We start from the raw sequence: 15,840 nt of genomic DNA, 5'->3' as shown, positions 1-15,840 counted from the left end.
GCTAGCCGGCTATCAATTCGTGGTCGCTGCCGAACGGTAAGGCCGCGAGACGGCTGCCCGACGCTCCCAATTTTCGATGTAGGCCTTAGCGAGCGCGGGATTGTTGGCCACGAGCAGCACGTTCTCCGCGTTCCGGCTTTGCGCCGAGCGGGTGAAGTTGAACGAGCCGGTGAACACGTCCCGCCCGTCCACCACGATCACCTTGTTGTGCGCGGCCGCTACCTGGTCATCGATCAACGGAGTGAGACCGTGGTTCTGGAAGTAGGTCGCGACGCTATAGCGATCCGTCTCCTGCGATCCGTCGAGGATGACCCGAACGTCGACGCCGCGGGCCTTCGCGGCGGCAAGGGCCTGGGCAATCTCCGGCGCTGTGAAGCTGTAGGCCTGGACCAGCACCGATCGCTCGGCGACCCCAATCCGGGCCGTGATGAAGGACGTGCAGTCCTGGCCGGGCGTGAAACAGGGAACGAGATCGCCGCCCCGGATCATGCCTGTGACGATCTGAGCCCGCGGCGCGACCTTCTCGAGAACGCCATTCTGATCGAGCACCACATAGGTTGTGACGAGGCCGATCACGACGCCCGCGGCGGAAAGGAGCTTGCCCTTCATTGTGATCAGGCTTCCGGGGCTGACGGTGCTAGCGGAAGTTCCGGTAGCACCCACGTGCTGCATGCTGGCCCGTACCGGACCGGCAGGCTCGACCAGGCCGCATGATCCCCTTCGACATCAGCGCTGAATGCCTCATCGAGGAGCCCATAGGCTTCCGAATCTCGGCCGATCCGCGCCACAGCTTCGCCGCTGTCAATGACGACCACGTCGAGATCCGTCTCAACAACGCTTCGACGCTCCGGCGCTACTCGTAGAACCTGCAGCAGCTCATCGGCGCTCTGGACTTGGTGTGTCATTTGATGGACCAGTGTTCCCAAACTATAAGTCGCTCGATTGCAGCCCTCCTTGATCGTTGATCGTCGCGGATGGTATCCGCTGTCGCGCCCAGCGGTTCGCGGAGAATCACCTTGAAGGTTGGTTCGCTTGGCATGCCACGGTGCGCATGCATTGCACACCGAAGAGCATCTGCCACGCTACCATCGGGGTCTGAGAGGCTGATCGCCAGAACAGGCGTTGTGAATGCATGATTCTCGTCGCCCTTGGTCTCACCCAAATCTCTCGCATCCAACACGACTTCGCCGGCCGTCTGTCGCTCGATCACCCGCTCAAACCTGTCCTGGTACACAGCGAGGCTGCATGCCACGGAAGGTCTGAGCACAAGACCGTCGCCTTCAACTGTAAGGTCCCGATATTCCTGCCGGCGTCGGCTTGGGGGCTCTCGAAATAAAAGCGGCATGGCTTCATAGTCTTCTTGCTCCGCTATAGCGCTCCTGTCCGCCATCGCGAGATCCTCAGGAATAAAGCTATGTGTCACCAGGAAGGAGCGAAGTGTCACCTCAAAGTGCTTGAACTTCGTGACACGCCCTATCAGGTCTGGCGTCCAGCCATTCCATATATCGTTCGCCGTCTGAGTCGCATCTGCTCGACGTTTCTTCCAAAACACGAGTTCCCCCCGCTCTTTGTCTCTATGTTACAAGTCGTTTGCCACTCTCGATGGAATTCGAACATCGTCGTAGGTAGATATCTCTTCCCCTTCGTCACTTCCGCGGATTCGAGACGGCAATCTTCTCGACCAGGGAGGCCAATAGGTTCTTCAGTGCTACCGCCTGCTCCATCGTTGTATCGTCGTTGCAGTACAGCAGCAAAGTGTCGCCGCTCAGTCCGGGAATCTGCTCGTGAAACTCCAGCTCAACACCGACGCCATACTTGTCATTGGTAATCGGAGGCTCGACGATCCTCGGTCGAAAATTCCTCGGCATCTGAAATTCCTTCCTCTGAGTGTTGCACGCAAAAACGACCGTTTTTGAGAGTTCCCCCGACCTCGCGCAGGCGAGGGTGGTATCCCGCTTCAAAAGCCATATCAAAACTCTACTATCAAAAACCCATCCGGCAAGCGTTTTGATACGGCAGGAGCGTTCCGAGAGTTTGCGCGTGCAAACTCCAACCCGGGCCGGGGTGCTCGGTGAGGGCAACCCCGCTCGCCATGCTCGGCCCTGCGGGCCTGTGCGTGGCTCCGCGCCGGCTCCGCCGGCCACCCTGACGGGTGGGGGTTTGCCCTCCCCTGCGCGCCCCGGCGGTCCTGGGGGTGTCGGGACGAGGGGCGTCTCCCCTCGTCCCGCGCTATCGCGCGGCATGTTCGCCTTCGTCGAACAAGGGGCAGGAGGTCAATGGAGCTGCCCTTTCCGCCGGAGCATGATGTCGATTCCGTCGAGACCAGCGTTGTGGGCGGCTCGCAAGTTGACATCGCCGAGCTGCTGGACGAGCCAATCTCGTATGAAGCCGGAGTTCGCGGCGAACTGGAGCCGGAAGCCCTGCAGCCCGACGCAAATCCCCCCCTTCTCAAACCATGAGATCCAGCCGGCCTCATCCTTTTCCGCGATCCATGCTCGGCGGAAATCATCCCAGGCCGTTTTGGCTGCTGGCGGTATCCGTATATCGAGGGGCAGGGGAGGGGCCGCCTCAGGCACGGGCCCCTGCGCTGCCTCCGACGGCGGAGTGACTGCAGGTGATCGCGACGCCGTCCCCTGACTTCCGGCCGGAGTCCGCCGGAGCTTGGCAACGTTGGGCGCGAGATCCCAGGTGCCCGGCGCAGAGACCCAACGGAGAAACCATCCTCCCGGATTGGTGATTTCCGCTGTATCGCAGGCGATAACCCAGGCGAGGACGGCCCGGTCGGCGCCATGCCGCTTCACGGCCCAACTCCAGATGTGGTCGGGATTACGGCTCTTCTGCCCGGGCTGGCGGTCCCCATCAATCATCTCGATGAAGTGCGCTCGCGCCCGGGCCTCGACGACGTTCAGGGAGTCCGGTTCGTCGCTCAGGGTCTCCCACAGCATCCGGCACGTCCGGGAGTGCTCCCTGACCGCAAGAAGGGCGGCAAAGGGCGTTTCAGCCGCCGGCGACGGTGCCGTTCCGGAACCAAAATCTCCGCTTGCTTGCCTTGCCAAGCAATCTTGGGCCCGTCCGTTAGCACCATTCTGTGAGGTTTGACGGGTTTCGTCGTCGAGATCTGCGGGCGGCGTAGCCGACCGCCTACGAGCAGGGCTTCGCGTAGCGTCCGCGTGTTCAACAGATAAGGGCTGATTTAGGTGACTGTTTCTGTTGTGGCGGAAATTTTTTCCGTGACCGGGGGAAATCTCTTCCGCTTGGAACTGCTCGCGGTGCCGTGCGAGCGCTGCCTTCGCTAACTCAACAATCGTGGGGGCGGCCTCAAGGAACCCGGCCAGGTCGACGAGGTCGGACCGCCGCCGGCGTCGGTGCCGTGTGATGAGCCCCGCCTCCTCGAGCCGATCGAGCGAGCTGCGCACGGATCTCTCCGTGAGGCAGGCGCCGATCGCGATGGTATCGGGACGCGGAAAAACGGTCGTGAGGCCTTCAGCCAGGTCCTCAGGACTCAGGCGGTACAGCAGGTAGCGCAGCACGCGGCTATCAGCCGGCGTCAAATCGCTGAATTGCTCGGCGTGCGGCAGCTGATCCGTAGCCTCGATCAGGGCCAGCTTGTTCGCCGACACGGGAAGAGGCTCCCGATCCGGCTCGCCTAGGGTAGGAGATAGCGTTCGCCGAACGGCCGCGGCCGCCGACGCGCTCTGCGCCATGGTCATATGCCTTCGTCCTCCTGGTGGAGGGCTGGACGCAGGTCGCACGTCTCCTGTCTTCGCAGGATCGTCCTTGCGAAGGGGAACCGAGTTCGCTATGTTTGGGGGTGTCTTTAGCCCGGTAGGGCGTCCCCAAACGGCGCTCGACCAACATCCAAAAAACGCCTGCTGCTTCCAACAGCGGGCGTTTTTTATGCCCTGGTTTCTGCCTCTATCAGCCGCCTCAACTCTTGTTCGATGACCTCAGCGCGAGCACGCAACCCGCGCTGCTTCTTCAGCTGGTCGATACGCTCGACCAGATCAGCCGGAAGCCAACAACTCACCTGCTGCCGCCCACTCGCAGCCTGACGAGCGCGGTGGGCTTTCATCGCCTGTGCTGTGGGCTTCCGACTCATAACTAGTGAAACTGTCAGATTCGACGTGTGGTGCAAAGAACATTCTGCAACCCATTGGCATTGCCGGATTTTCACTTTTGGAAGCGACGTTCTGGCGAGCATTGCGCGGTAGCTCCTAGAGAATCGTGCCTGGTCCGAACAGGTCCTCAGGCTTGATCCCCGGAAGCTGATGCAGCTCTTCAGCGCCTACGACATAGTTTGTGATCGGTCCGGAATATTCACACTCCCCTCTGAGATATTGACGGAGGCGAGTGTAGTCCTTGTAGGTCTTGTCTGACTTTCGGTGAGTGCGCAAGACCGAGTAACCGGCACGCCAGCTCGTCGAAAGGTATGGTGTATATTCGACGCCGCCGTCATTGATGCGCTCAACAACGACCGCGCGGGTTATCCGGCCGCCCTCTCGGAGTTGCTCTCGGATTTCCACTTCCAGCAGCTCACCCTCGACGAGGGGCCCTGGGACGTCACTGCCGCCTTGCGGGTTGGAAGCCGCATCGTCGGCTGCCGGCGCAGCCTTGTGAAGCAGGGCATCGAGGTAGATGTCGAGCGCAGTGTCGATGAGGTCTCGATCGCTCTCTTGATAGGGCCGCGCCGTGTTGCCCTCCTGGATGTTCCCAAGGAGGAGGGCGAAGCCGGACGGTTTGTCGTAGCTCCAGAGGACGTAGGGAACACCGAGGAACGTGGACAGCGCCGCGGCCGTGTTCTCAAAACGCCCAGCGCTGCTGGCGGTGTAGTAGAAGGCCGGCGCCCGGCCGAGCAGCAGGTCGACGGGCACAGGCGCGTCGCCAAACCCAATGGCGTGCTGCAGGCGAAACGTTCCGGGAGCGCTCCGGTCCTCACGCAGAATTGCGGCGCGATCGGCGATAGCGGCGTTGGCCAACGTCTCCAGCGTCGACATCGAGATTGATGCGGCGGAGGTGCTGCGCTCGCCCAACTTCGCCAGCTGTCGGCTCAGGCTTGCCAGCATTCGGCTTCGCTCCGCCTCGCGATAGGTGAGACTCTGCTCTTCGATGCTGCGGTGGAGGCGCTGGCCAAGCTCATTGCACTGCCGTCGCCAATAGGCGACTTCCCGTTCGATACTGTCGGCGAGAGGGGCATTCTCCGCTGTCACTGGCGATACCGCATTATTGCAAGGAGGCCGGTCCAATCCAGCGCGCGAGGGCTATCGTCCGCAAACGGAGCAATCTCCACGCCCGAATAGAAACCGACCAATGGAATCGAAGGAGAGAGGCCGTTCGTAAGAATTTCGGTCTCCTCTGTGCGGGCTCCCGAAAGTCGGGATGCGCGCCCGGCGCAATTGATATAAAGCGCAAGTAGGGCGTCGCCCTCCGCTATTACCTCGTTCGCGGCCCTCACGCCGCGGCGGACGGAATCCAGCATGAACGAGCTGTCCCGAGACATAATTTGCACCCGGGCACCCTCAGCAAAATCCGGCTCGAAAAGAGTCACCGAACCTGCTTCAGCATCGGCGGATAGGATGAGCCGATTGACATATGCATTCTCGTCGTACGGGTAGGCGTAGGGATCCCCCTGCTTCTGCCCGAGCGTCGCAAGCAAGGTCAGCGATCGGTCTGCGTCAGGCGTCGTGAACGGGAGACCAAGGCGGCTCTCCAGCACCCGCAGCGCGGGCTGGTGGTCAAGCTCGTAGACGACCGCACCGTCTATCTTCGTGATCTCGAGAAATGCGCTCGCCGGGACGCAGCCGTGGAGAACGAACGTCTCGGCCGTGATCACCGAGGGCCACAGCAACGCGACGAGGCCATGGCGCCGAATTTCGTCGCCGTCGAACACCCATGCGTCGCCGAAATTGAAATCTGTGAGCGTCCCACCACCCAAGACCTGCGGGCGGATCGGAGCGCAGCCGTTGCAAAACCCTTTAACAATAGGGCTCGCATAATGCAGCCGAAGTGGCTTGTTCGTCGCGACACTGTCGAAAAATAGCGTCACAGTGTCCCCATCACTCAGAAATGGCTTCATTTTTTGGGCCAAGTGCCCGGCCGCAACTTCTTCTCCGATGCGCAAATCAGGCACGGCGAAGACGCGCGGTGTCAATCTCTGGTCGGTGAACGCTAATACAGAAACCTCTAAACCACTATAGCCAAATTTTCCTGTCGCAATTGCTCCAGCCCCAGCTCCCCCGACTACCGGGATATTCCCAAATCGGGCCCGAAAGGTCCTCAGCACCTCCATCTCATTCAGCTTGCCGCCGCAAAAGACTATCAGCAGTGTTGGAGATATGTCCCCAAGTGCTGCTATGCACATGCCGGCAGCAGTTGTTGCGGAAGCGGAACGTCCAAAGGCGGAGAGGATGGGTCGCTTGACTACCTGATGCATCTCGGTCCGACAGCTCCGCTTTTGCTAAATTGCTAGACATCATTCTGGCTATGCAGATGTACAGGCTGCGCTCGTCCTTTTGGGCCACCATTTCTTGGTGGCGTTCGCATTCCTAAAGAGCCTTTACGTCCTTGCGACGCCAGCGGCAAGCGTTCTGAAGGTCATTTTTCATCGCATTTTCCAACTTTTTCCCTTGCGCGATCCGAGATCGTGCTCCACAAAATATGAAAAATGCAGGCACAGGGAAGAGGTAAAATTCCCTATTAGGAGAACGTGATGGGATTCACGAGGCAGGAAGTCTCAGCGGCCAGGGCGGTAACGCCCCGTCTCTTCCGCAGGTGGATGGAGAACCCGGAGGAGGCTGTCAGCTGTATGCCGCCAGACCGGTTCCTATCCGATGCCGAGCTGAAGACGGCGGAGGAGTGGACAGCGACGTGGCATGAATGCGGCCTGGTCGCGATACCTGTGTCCTTCGACGATGCTCCGCCGCGGGTCCTGGAGGTGTTTGGGCCCCTGGGCACTCGGGATGAGGGCATGTCGCCGGAGCTGATCATCTATCCGATCGAGGATGGCTTTGTGGTTGAGCCGGCCTTCGGCGACCGAACGCCCGTTCGGACGATCGAGGAGGCGTTGGCCGTCATCCGGGGTTGAGGCGGGATAGCTAGCTGCTGCTGACAGACCGAAACTGATCGTCAGAGCTCGCACGCGCCGCATCTCACAGGGGCCTCGCGAGCAGCATTGGTTAACCCGCCATAGTCGTTTTTATAGGTCTATACGACCACAGAGCAAGGAGTGTGGCGTGCGCAAAGTGCTGCTTTCGTCCGCTGCTGCCGCCTTAATCGGCCTCGCAGCCGGGCACAAAGCCGAAGCGAGCGAATGGGGGTGCGAGGTTCTGCTGTGCCTCTCGAATCCGGGGGGTGCGACGCAGTACTCAGAGTGCGTTCCGCCCATAACGCGGCTCTACAATGTCTTAGAGTCTGGCGGGTCCTTCCCAAGCTGCTCGACCGGTGGCGTGTCGAGCTCCGGGATGGGTATCCAGCTCTTCCGATGCGAGGAAGGCTGGAAGCTCAAGAATTCCGGCGCCCTGTTCGGAGGCAATGTCTGCCAATCACTGACACAAACGCACAGGGTCTGCACTCAGCAGTCCCGCGGCGATAGGGAGACTGAGGTCTGCCGGGATGAGCCGCTCGAGAAGAAGGCCGAGCGCAACCCGACGCCGAACTATGTGGATGTCAGCTACACCGGCGCCGATGGTCAGCCGGTGACGCAGCGCGTCTGGTTCAAGCTGCACTGACCGGCGATGATCCTCGAACTCGCCACCTTCCTGCAGCTTGCGCAAGCCTGTGCTCCGACTGTCTCTCCGACGACGCTCGCGGCGGTCGTTCAGACGGAAAGCAAGTTCAACACGCTCGCGATCAACATCAACGGCGAGGGGGCCCGATACCCGCGGTCACCTGAGGAGGCTGTCGAAATCGCGAGCTCGGCCATCGCCGATGGCAAGAGCGTCGATCTCGGCATCGGCCAGATCAACAGCCGCAACCTCGACTGGCTTGACCTCACCGTCGCCGACGCCTTCGACCCCTGTAAGAACCTGAGCGCGGCCGCCAAGGTCCTGGAGGATGGCTACACCCAATCGGTCGACGAGAGCGGTCAGCCGGGGCAGGAAGCGCTTCAGATGGCGTTCTCCGCCTACAACACCGGCAACACCACGAAGGGATTCCGAAACGGCTATGTTGCGCGGGTGCTCTCGGCCGCGACCGAGGTAGTGCCCGCGATCGAGCTCGAACGCGCCACCCAGGCGGACGGCTCGGTCACACTTCACGGCGTCCAGCTTCCACCTGGCGCGCCGCGTGTCGCGTCCGAGGTAGTCGCAACGGACCCGACAAGTCGTGAAGGCGATGCCGTCAAAACAGAAGAAAAGTCCTCGTGGGACCCATTCAACCGGGAGCGCCAAAGCGCCGGGGTTGTCCTCTTCCGCGACAAGAATTGAGGGAGGTGCCCCACCAAAATTCCGACCGAAGGAACTCACCGAACGCATGGTGACCCACGCACTCAAGAAAGGCGCGTCCGTCACCAAGGTTCACATCACCGAGAGGGCCGACGGCTACTCCCTGACTTTAGGCCTCAGCGATCGTGACGGTGACTTCGTCATCCTCACATACCTCAAATCACTGAAGCTCTACAGGTCTATGGATGCGGCCATTGGCCGATGTCGAAACAAGTACCGGTACGCCGGGGAGATATCCCTCAGTACCACTAGGAGATGAGCATTGAAGCTTCCCAAGCTGACGCGGCCTAAGCAGACCCTCCGTCAAGCGTGCGCCATCACCCTGATGACCATGTCCATGGTCTTCGGCCTGGCAGAGCCGGCAGCAGCGCAGACCTTCCAGGGGGCGCTGAACAACATCATAAACAACGTCTTCGGCGGCTCGACCATCCTAGCGCTCGCCACTCTCGCGATCATCATCACGGCGATAGGCTGGCTCCTCGGAATGCTCGATCTGCGACGGGCGGCGATTACCGTCATCGGCATCGTCGTCGTCGGGTCGGCCGCCGAGCTCGCCGGCATGATCCTGGGCAGCTGATCGATGGATTACCGCCGGTCAGAGGATCCGTTGTTCTTGGCGTGCACCCGGCCCGCCCTCTATGCCGGCATTCCCATTGAGGCGGTGGGGGTGAGCGTGATGCTGGCGGGCCTTCTCTCGCCATTCTTCTTCGGGAGTCTACTGGGCTTCCTCCCGCTCGCCCTCCTGTTCGGCGGCATCTGTCGCGCGATCACGAAGTACGACCCGAACGCCTTCCGGGTGATTTTCTGCGCTTCGAACACGCGATGGCGGCACAAGACCAATGCCTTTTGGGGCGGCGCGACTGTGTCGCCCCTGAGGCAGTGGCGGTCCTATTCGCACAAGGACTGGATTGATGGATGATCTGCTGAAGGTCCGAAAGAAGGAAGTCGAGCCACCACAGTATCTTCCCTATGTGCGGCATGTCACCGACGACATTCTCTCGCTCGACTCGACCGCACTCATGATGATCTTTCGTCTCGACGGAATCTCCTTCGAAACCACAGATCCCACGAACATTGATAGTCTCCACGAGGGCTTGAACACAGCGTGGCGGAATCTCGCACATCCGCGCCTAGCCCTCTGGCATCACGCCATCCACTATGAGGATCGAACCTATCCCGCCGGGGACTTCCGATCGAAGTTCGCCCGGGATCTCGACGCGGCCTACAAGGCCCGGATCACGGATCACCGACTGTATCGGAACGAGCTCTATCTGACGCTCGTCCTGCGCCCGCCCCACGAGCCGCTACAGCGCGTCGCCGGGATCGTGCAACGCTGGCTCGGCAAGGACCGCTCGGACGACGATGTCGGCGACGACATCGAGCGACTGCAGAGCGCCGCCCTCACGGCCGAAAAACTGCTCCGACCGTACCGGCCGCGGCGCCTGACGCTCTATGAACGGGATGACGGCCTGGTCTTCAGCGAGCCGATGGAAATGCTCCATCTGCTCTACACCGGCTCGCGCATGCCCGTGCCCTTGGTCAGGCGCCTCGTCTCGTCGTCTCGAATGAGCACGTGGTGGCGAGCCGCGGCGACAAGCCCGAGCGGGTCAACTACGACAAGGGCTTCGTCGGAAAGGTGCTCGACGTCGGGGTTGACCGCTACAAGCACGATCCGAAGAAGGAGCTGTCCTCCTTCATCGTGCTTGAGGGAAAGAACGGGCAGCGCCATGAGGTATGGGGAGTCGGGATCGCCGAGACCTTCAAGGACTCCGGCGCGAAGATCGGCGACACCATTGAGCTCCGCCGCGAAGGCGTTGACCGCGTGCTGAAGAACGTCAGAACGGTCGATCCCCAGACCGGCAAGGAGGTCGTGGAGCCTCGCGAGGTCCACCGGAACCGCTGGGAGATCACAGCCGCTAAGCTCCGCGAAGCGCCGGCCTCGGAGCTCGCCCGCGATAAGGATCTCGTCGGCGCCCAAAGCCAGCTCAAGGTTATCGAGTCCATCGTTCAGCAGATTGAAGATCCTCAGAAGCGCCGACAGTTCATGGACCTTGCGCGCGAGGCGATGGCACAAAAGATCGAACAGGGAAAAACCTTCCCGACGGCCACGGTGGCAGAGCCCGTGAAGGAGAAGGCGGCAGAAATCGCACAGAAGGCCCAGGAGCGGCCGGAGCCGGAGCGCACGCGATAAGTCGCCGAAAACCGAGAACGGCCGTCAGCGGGCTCCGGAGCGCGCCTGGCGGCATCTCCAAGTGCAAACCGTCCTCTCCCCCACCTCGCATGACCCTCTTCATCGATTCCGCACTCAGAGCACCGATCGGCGCTTGGCCAGCAGGCACCCGCGGCATGTCGATCGCCGGCGATGTCATGGTCGACTGGTGTCCATACCAACCCGATCTTCCAGGTGGTTTCGGCCCACTCCTCAAGGTGCCCGAATGCGCCCTGCGCGGCCTAAGGCCGGATGAGCGGTGGATCTGCCGACACGCTGCAGGCTGCCCCGGGGAGCCGGCGGCCACGCTGATCGAATGGGGCCTTGAGGTCCATCCGGACGATCCGGACTTGGTTCGGCCGACTGCTGAGACTTTCGGGCGGGCAGCCCGGTACGCTGCTGAGCTCCGCGGCCACTGGCCGACCATCCGAGCCACATGGCTTGAAGGTCTCGCGAAACCCGATGAGGTCGTGTAAGATTCTTTCGCTTGAACGAGGCCGACCCATGAAGAGGCTGTTGATAATAATCGCGATCGCCGCGGCCGTCGTCGGCGGCTGCTTTGCGCTCTTTGGCGCGAAGGCTGTCCTTGCCTGGGTGTTCCTGGGCATTGGCCTGGTGACGATGCTCCCCTTCATGTTCGGCATCATCTTCACTTCAGAGCGTGACCAACCTCGACAGCTCTTCATCTACCGCGACGGCAGATCGTAGGGGCGAGGATCGGTTGCACCATCAACGAGGGCGGCCACTTGGCCGCCCTCTTCCTTTCGCCGCGATGCCGCCGGCGATCGGCGCTACAGCAGCGAGCCAGTGGCCGTCTCCGGGACAGGCGCGATCAACCCCGGATGATCGCGGCCGCCGGGGTTCTTCGCCTCGTCGCCGACGCGCCAGGCGTGCATCAGCTCGGCCGGGTAGGGCTGCAGCAGGTCTAGCGGCGGCTCCGGATCCAGCACCCAGCGCCGGGCCGCGGCGGCGTCGAGCATGACCGGCATCCGATCGTGAACCCGCAGCACGCTGTTGGCCGCGGTCGTGAAGATCGTATAGGACGCCATCGGCTTGCCGTCCGGGCCCGGGGTCTCGTTCCACAAACCCGGCAGCCAGAACAAGCCCGAATCCTTGCGCTCGTAGTAGGACCACGGCACGGTCCCCTTGGCCCTGGCGGGCTTCTCCGGCTCATAGAATCCATCGCAGGGCGAAATGCATCTCCAATTCCGCTCGCGATCACGGAGCAGCACTGACCACGGCCAGGTCTTCGCCAGCCCCTCCGCCTGGGCGTTGGCTCGCAGAAACGGCTTTCCCCCGCCGGGCGGAACCAGATCCCAGAGGGCGATTTCGGCGGCGAGGGCTTCGCTCTCACCGGCCTGGTGCAGGATGACGGCGCGCTTCGGAGCCCGGATCATGTACCGCGGCTCGATCTGCGGCCAGTCGCTCTCAATGTCGACGTCGAGATAGCGGGCGAGGTCGGCGAGCTCGTCCCGGGTTTTCCTCATCGATTTCGCGTAGCACATGCAGGCCTCCCCCGACTGCGGCGGCACCAGCTTGGCAATCGGCCGTTCGGCCGTCCAGCTATGCGCCGCCGGCTCCTTGCTGAGTTCTCATTCTGTTCTAATCTCGGCCGATGCCCAATGTCGAGTCAGGACCGTGACCAAGCTCCCGGAATGGCCCCCAAGCGGCTGTCCGCCTACCCCTATGTGGTCGTGCGCGTCCGCTGCGACCTATGTCATCGAGCCGGCTCATACCGCCTGGCGCGCCTCGCGGCGACTATCCGGGACCGAACGAGTGCCGCGGCTCACAATTTCCCCGCTATCCCACGTCACCACGGCACCCTTGCTATTCGCCCTCTTTCAACCCGAGCTCCCTCTCGCGGCACAGGTTGTAGGTGGCCACCAACCTGCCCTCAATTTCGCCCTTGCTCGGGGCGAGCTCCTCCAACAGACAACTCTTGAGCCGCTCCCAAAGCGCCGTGTCGCACCCCATACGCTCGACCATCGTCGCGATGGTCCGTTCAGCGCCGATGAAATAGTCCCACTGGTAGCCCGGCGCCTTTGTGCCTCCCTCTTCGTCGAGCAAGGAGCGCCAATCGATGTATGTCTCGGCTGCCGCGGACAATGCCCAGTTACAGCCGTTTGGTGTGGGTGAGATCTGCGCGTCTGCGCTCCGCCCCCATAAGGCGATCACGCTGATAAGCGCAAGAGCGCTTCCCCGCTTACGCATTCTCGCCCTACTGCCCATAGACGCTGGAGAACCGGTCGTAACAGTCGCGAGCGACCATCTCATAGCCCGCGGTCGTGGTGATATCCGTCGACTGCATCGCCGTCACGGCGCATTGCTTGAAGTCGTTCCATATTCCCACGCTGCACGTGGAGCTCTCGATCACCAAGTCGAACGCATTGAAGACGCTGTTCGTGGTGGCCTGTTGAGTCGCGTTAAGGCCGCCTACGCTGCGCCTCAGAAGCGCGAGCCCCTGCGCATGGATCAAGTATGCTCGGCTGGTCGCATAGAAGGCTCCAAAGCAGCCCTCTTTAGGCATCATCGCCCTATCCGCCCCTGAAGCCACTCCGCACGAGAGCGCAAGCGCGCTACCGAGTAATCCCGCCTTCGCCAATCCGCGCATAATATCCCCCGCTGTAATACGGCCAGTCGACGGCGAAGCCCTGCAATACGAGCTCCGCTGCGATGTCGCGGCCGTCGCTGAAGCACCTTGCCACCGTGCGCTGATGCCGGTCGAGATACTTCCGCTCGCAACTCACCGGGGCGACCAGGATGCGCTTGAGCGCTGCCTTGGCCGCCTGACCACCGGGATCACGCATCTCCGGCGCCTGGATGCCCCAGACCCTGATGCGCTCGCCATCCAGATCGAAGGTGTCGCCGTCGACCACATGCAGCCGCTGACCTGTGAAGGCGTCATAGCCCACAAGCGCGCTTCCGCCTACGAGCGCTAGAGCGATTATGCCCTTGAGCGTTGTCGTGCTGAGCCGCGGCCGCTGCTGTCGGCGCCGGCGATGGAAGGGCACGACGCTCACCACCATTCCTCCATACCGGCCGGATCCTTCACCAGCTGCGTCTCACGCTTGCCGGCGACAACGCGCCCACGAGCGACGGACCTCCCGCCGGGAATTGGCGGCTTGCGAGTCGTCCTAGGGGGCCGCGCGGAGGAGCCGCCGGTCAAGCCTACCGTGCAGAACCAGGCCGGCAAACGTCGAGATCCCGCTCAATAGGTCGGGTCGGCGACGCGACACTGTCGGCATCGTGTCGATGGTAGGCCGCGTATCAAACCTGGCGCCCACCAGAGTTTGCATGCGCAAACTTCTTAGCGAGATCGACCGGAATCGCGGTCGGGGCTGCGATCCAGCCCGCGGCCAAACTCCTTCCGCAGCTCGGGGCCCATCTCTCGCGCTATGGCGTGGCGGCGGGTCTCGATGGGTGGCATCCCCGCCACGAATTTTCGTACATCCTCCGCGAGGCGCCGATCCTCGGCGTCAGGTGAGAGTGCCAGCGCGCCCGCAGTCGCCAGGTAGGTTTGACGGATCGTCTGTTGCCGCCTGACGATGTTCTCCTCCCAAGGGCGCGTCGGGATCTTCTTCCGACCAGTCAACTCCTGTCCTACCTCAAGATGCGCGGAGCGCACGGTCTGCGGGGTGACGCCTCGATCCCGCATCTGTCGGATCGGGCCGCGCTCCGCCTTTTGCACTTTGCCTCGGGCCCGCCGAGGCGTCGCCTCGGCCTCGATGCCCCTCGCCCGCAGCTCGCGCGCGAAAGACTGCCGCCACGCATCCAGATCGGCCTTGCGAGGATTGAGTGGGCGCCCGTCGTGCCCCGCGGTGCGCACTGTCAGGTGGACATGGGGATGCTTCACGTCCGTGTGCAGCGCCATCACGTAATCATAGTTCTCGCTGAACGTGTGGTGAGCGAAGGCCCGCGCTGCCTCCCGGAGCCGGTCGGGATCGGTCCCCGCCGGCATCGACAGGATCATCGAGATCGCGGCCGAGCCAGTGCGGCGGCGCTCCACGTCCGCTTGGTTGGCGTCGTCCCACCGGTCGCCGAGCTCGCGCACTCCCGAACGTCCGCCCACTCGCTCGCCAGTATTCTCCTCGAGCTCCAACTTGCCGTTGCGGCTGATGTACTCAAGATGGCTCTGAACGTGGGCACCGTCCCGCTTGCGGCCGGTGATCTTCACCATCGCCTCCGGCGCCCGGCGCGCAATCCGGGCGAGCCGGCTTTGATCCGCTCGGCCGCTCCCGCTCGGGGCCGGACGCTGCGGCTGCAGCACGCGGCTCCCAGCTGGCGGCCGCCAATTGTCTTGAAAGCCCTTGGGCGTGACGAACTCAGCCATTCTCGCCGCCCCTCCCCTTCACTGCGTCCGCGCGTCCCGCGGCGACCTTCAGCAGCCGGCGACCGATCTCCATGATGTCCGTATGGCAGTCCTTCACGGCGGCAATCTCGTTGTCGAGCACCGACGACCCAGGCATCACGGCGACGTTCATCGCGTGCGCGATCTGGTTGATATTCACCCCGATCTTCCGAATCTCGCGATGCGCATTCACTAGCGCCAGGCGCTCCTCTCGGGAGAACTGTGGCCGCGCGTGAAGAGCTTCGCGGACCCGGGCCGCGATCCACTCCGTTCGCCTCATCCCCGCGTCCCCGGCCTGCTCGTCAAGCCTGGCCAGGTCGACCGACTTCAGCCGGATTGTGACCTTCTCCGAATGCCCACGCGGAGCTGCCTCGACCGAAGGCTCAGAGCCGGTGACGGCCTCAATCATTCGACGCAGCGTCTTCGATCGCCCGCCGCTCTTTGAGGCGAAGCTGTCGAACTTCACAGCGAGATCGTCTGGCAAGCGCAGCGTGATGTGAGCCATCCGAACGAGAATAGTGTGTTACATTGCTGGCGACAAGCCTATCCTGCCATAGACCCCCCAAGACTAGATTGGGTTTGCACGCGCAAACTGACCTCTCCGCCCGGCATCGACACGGCGCCGCCCGCTAGCCGCGGTCGGCCTTTGCCGCCGCCCCTGGCGCGGCATCCTCCGCGCACCTTGGGATCGTACGCAACACCCCTAGGGGCCTGAACTGCACGAGACGGTTTGACCAGAGACGAGTGCCGGGGTGCTCGGTGAGGGCAACCCCGCTCGCCATGCTCGGCCCTGCGGGCCTGTGCGTGGCTCCGCGCCGGCTCCGCCGGCCACCCTGACGGGTGGG

The 15,840-nt window shown here is 62.6% G+C and carries 23 protein-coding genes; 9 read left to right on the top strand and 14 right to left on the bottom strand.

Annotated features, from left to right (window positions below):
• Positions 1–12: 12 nt before the first annotated feature.
• Positions 13–609: a phospholipase D family protein gene (locus ACFW16_RS32645; RefSeq protein WP_380313226.1), complete on the bottom strand. Its 597-nt coding sequence runs from the start codon at positions 607–609 to the stop codon at positions 13–15.
• A 101-nt stretch (positions 610–710) separates the two neighbouring features.
• On the opposite strand from ACFW16_RS32645, the gene ACFW16_RS32640 reads away from it, so the two are divergent.
• Positions 711–863 carry a hypothetical protein gene (locus ACFW16_RS32640; protein WP_380313225.1) on the top strand — a complete coding sequence of 51 codons (153 nt, stop codon included), beginning with the start codon at positions 711–713 and terminating at the stop codon, positions 861–863.
• Between the two features lie 38 nt (positions 864–901).
• Here ACFW16_RS32640 and ACFW16_RS32635 read toward each other — a convergent pair whose 3' ends face one another.
• From ACFW16_RS32635 to ACFW16_RS32610, 6 genes are all read right to left on the bottom strand, one after another.
• A complete protein-coding gene (locus ACFW16_RS32635; RefSeq protein ID WP_380313224.1) occupies positions 902–1,552 on the bottom strand; it encodes a hypothetical protein in 651 nt (216 codons plus the stop codon).
• Between the two features lie 94 nt (positions 1,553–1,646).
• Entirely contained in the window at positions 1,647–1,868 is a 222-nt protein-coding gene (locus ACFW16_RS32630; RefSeq protein WP_380313223.1) for a hypothetical protein, read from the bottom strand.
• Positions 1,869–2,273: 405 nt separating this feature from the next.
• A complete protein-coding gene (locus ACFW16_RS32625; RefSeq protein ID WP_380313222.1) occupies positions 2,274–3,620 on the bottom strand; it encodes a hypothetical protein in 1,347 nt (448 codons plus the stop codon).
• A 275-nt stretch (positions 3,621–3,895) separates the two neighbouring features.
• Positions 3,896–4,072, bottom strand: a complete 177-nt coding sequence (locus ACFW16_RS32620; protein WP_380313251.1) for a ribbon-helix-helix protein, CopG family — start codon at positions 4,070–4,072, stop codon at positions 3,896–3,898.
• A gap of 142 nt (positions 4,073–4,214) precedes the next feature.
• Positions 4,215–5,063, bottom strand: a complete 849-nt coding sequence (locus ACFW16_RS32615) for a hypothetical protein (RefSeq protein WP_380313221.1) — start codon at positions 5,061–5,063, stop codon at positions 4,215–4,217.
• A gap of 140 nt (positions 5,064–5,203) precedes the next feature.
• Entirely contained in the window at positions 5,204–6,430 is a 1,227-nt protein-coding gene (locus ACFW16_RS32610; protein ID WP_380313220.1) for an FIST signal transduction protein, read from the bottom strand.
• 276 nt (positions 6,431–6,706) lie between these two features.
• Between ACFW16_RS32610 and ACFW16_RS32605 the strand changes: the two genes are divergently transcribed.
• The 6 genes from ACFW16_RS32605 (at position 6,707) to ACFW16_RS32580 (ending at position 9,357) form a co-directional block, all read left to right on the top strand.
• Positions 6,707–7,081, top strand: coding sequence for a hypothetical protein (locus ACFW16_RS32605; protein WP_380313219.1), 375 nt, complete (start codon positions 6,707–6,709; stop codon positions 7,079–7,081).
• Between the two features lie 376 nt (positions 7,082–7,457).
• Positions 7,458–7,724: a hypothetical protein gene (locus ACFW16_RS32600; protein WP_380313218.1), complete on the top strand. Its 267-nt coding sequence runs from the start codon at positions 7,458–7,460 to the stop codon at positions 7,722–7,724.
• Between the two features lie 6 nt (positions 7,725–7,730).
• A complete protein-coding gene (locus ACFW16_RS32595; protein ID WP_380313217.1) occupies positions 7,731–8,420 on the top strand; it encodes a lytic transglycosylase domain-containing protein in 690 nt (229 codons plus the stop codon).
• A gap of 46 nt (positions 8,421–8,466) precedes the next feature.
• A complete protein-coding gene (locus tag ACFW16_RS32590) occupies positions 8,467–8,697 on the top strand; it encodes a hypothetical protein (RefSeq protein WP_380313216.1) in 231 nt (76 codons plus the stop codon).
• 3 nt (positions 8,698–8,700) lie between these two features.
• Positions 8,701–9,015 carry a TrbC/VirB2 family protein gene (locus ACFW16_RS32585; RefSeq protein WP_380313215.1) on the top strand — a complete coding sequence of 105 codons (315 nt, stop codon included), beginning with the start codon at positions 8,701–8,703 and terminating at the stop codon, positions 9,013–9,015.
• 3 nt (positions 9,016–9,018) lie between these two features.
• Positions 9,019–9,357: a type IV secretion system protein VirB3 gene (locus ACFW16_RS32580; RefSeq protein WP_380313213.1), complete on the top strand. Its 339-nt coding sequence runs from the start codon at positions 9,019–9,021 to the stop codon at positions 9,355–9,357.
• A gap of 385 nt (positions 9,358–9,742) precedes the next feature.
• Here ACFW16_RS32580 and ACFW16_RS32575 read toward each other — a convergent pair whose 3' ends face one another.
• The gene (locus tag ACFW16_RS32575) at positions 9,743–9,940 is read right to left on the bottom strand and encodes a hypothetical protein (RefSeq protein WP_380313212.1); all 198 of its coding nucleotides are present in this window, start codon (positions 9,938–9,940) and stop codon (positions 9,743–9,745) included.
• A 71-nt stretch (positions 9,941–10,011) separates the two neighbouring features.
• Between ACFW16_RS32575 and ACFW16_RS32570 the strand changes: the two genes are divergently transcribed.
• Positions 10,012–10,629 (top strand): hypothetical protein, encoded by a 618-nt coding sequence (locus ACFW16_RS32570; RefSeq protein WP_380313210.1) that lies wholly within the window; start codon positions 10,012–10,014, stop codon positions 10,627–10,629.
• Between the two features lie 522 nt (positions 10,630–11,151).
• Positions 11,152–11,355, top strand: coding sequence for a hypothetical protein (locus ACFW16_RS32565; RefSeq protein WP_380313209.1), 204 nt, complete (start codon positions 11,152–11,154; stop codon positions 11,353–11,355).
• Positions 11,356–11,438: 83 nt separating this feature from the next.
• Here ACFW16_RS32565 and ACFW16_RS32560 read toward each other — a convergent pair whose 3' ends face one another.
• The 6 genes from ACFW16_RS32560 to mobC form a co-directional block, all read right to left on the bottom strand.
• Positions 11,439–12,152 carry an SOS response-associated peptidase gene (locus ACFW16_RS32560; protein WP_380313208.1) on the bottom strand — a complete coding sequence of 238 codons (714 nt, stop codon included), beginning with the start codon at positions 12,150–12,152 and terminating at the stop codon, positions 11,439–11,441.
• 322 nt (positions 12,153–12,474) lie between these two features.
• A complete protein-coding gene (locus tag ACFW16_RS32555; protein WP_380313207.1) occupies positions 12,475–12,714 on the bottom strand; it encodes a hypothetical protein in 240 nt (79 codons plus the stop codon).
• 151 nt (positions 12,715–12,865) lie between these two features.
• Positions 12,866–13,177, bottom strand: coding sequence for a hypothetical protein (locus ACFW16_RS32550; protein WP_380313206.1), 312 nt, complete (start codon positions 13,175–13,177; stop codon positions 12,866–12,868).
• Positions 13,178–13,223: 46 nt separating this feature from the next.
• A complete protein-coding gene (locus ACFW16_RS32545; protein WP_380313205.1) occupies positions 13,224–13,667 on the bottom strand; it encodes a thermonuclease family protein in 444 nt (147 codons plus the stop codon).
• A gap of 287 nt (positions 13,668–13,954) precedes the next feature.
• Complete coding sequence (locus ACFW16_RS32540) at positions 13,955–14,977, bottom strand: relaxase/mobilization nuclease domain-containing protein (RefSeq protein WP_380313203.1); 1,023 nt, start codon at positions 14,975–14,977, stop codon at positions 13,955–13,957.
• Positions 14,970–15,461 carry a plasmid mobilization relaxosome protein MobC gene (gene mobC / locus ACFW16_RS32535; protein WP_380313202.1) on the bottom strand — a complete coding sequence of 164 codons (492 nt, stop codon included), beginning with the start codon at positions 15,459–15,461 and terminating at the stop codon, positions 14,970–14,972. The genes ACFW16_RS32540 and mobC overlap by 8 nt, the downstream gene beginning before the upstream one ends.
• Between the last annotated feature and the right edge of the window lie 379 nt (positions 15,462–15,840).

This window comes from Inquilinus sp. NPDC058860 (assembly GCF_042743185.1).
GTDB lineage: Bacteria > Pseudomonadota > Alphaproteobacteria > DSM-16000 > Inquilinaceae > Inquilinus.
This window is presented reverse-complemented; position numbering and strand designations above follow the sequence as displayed.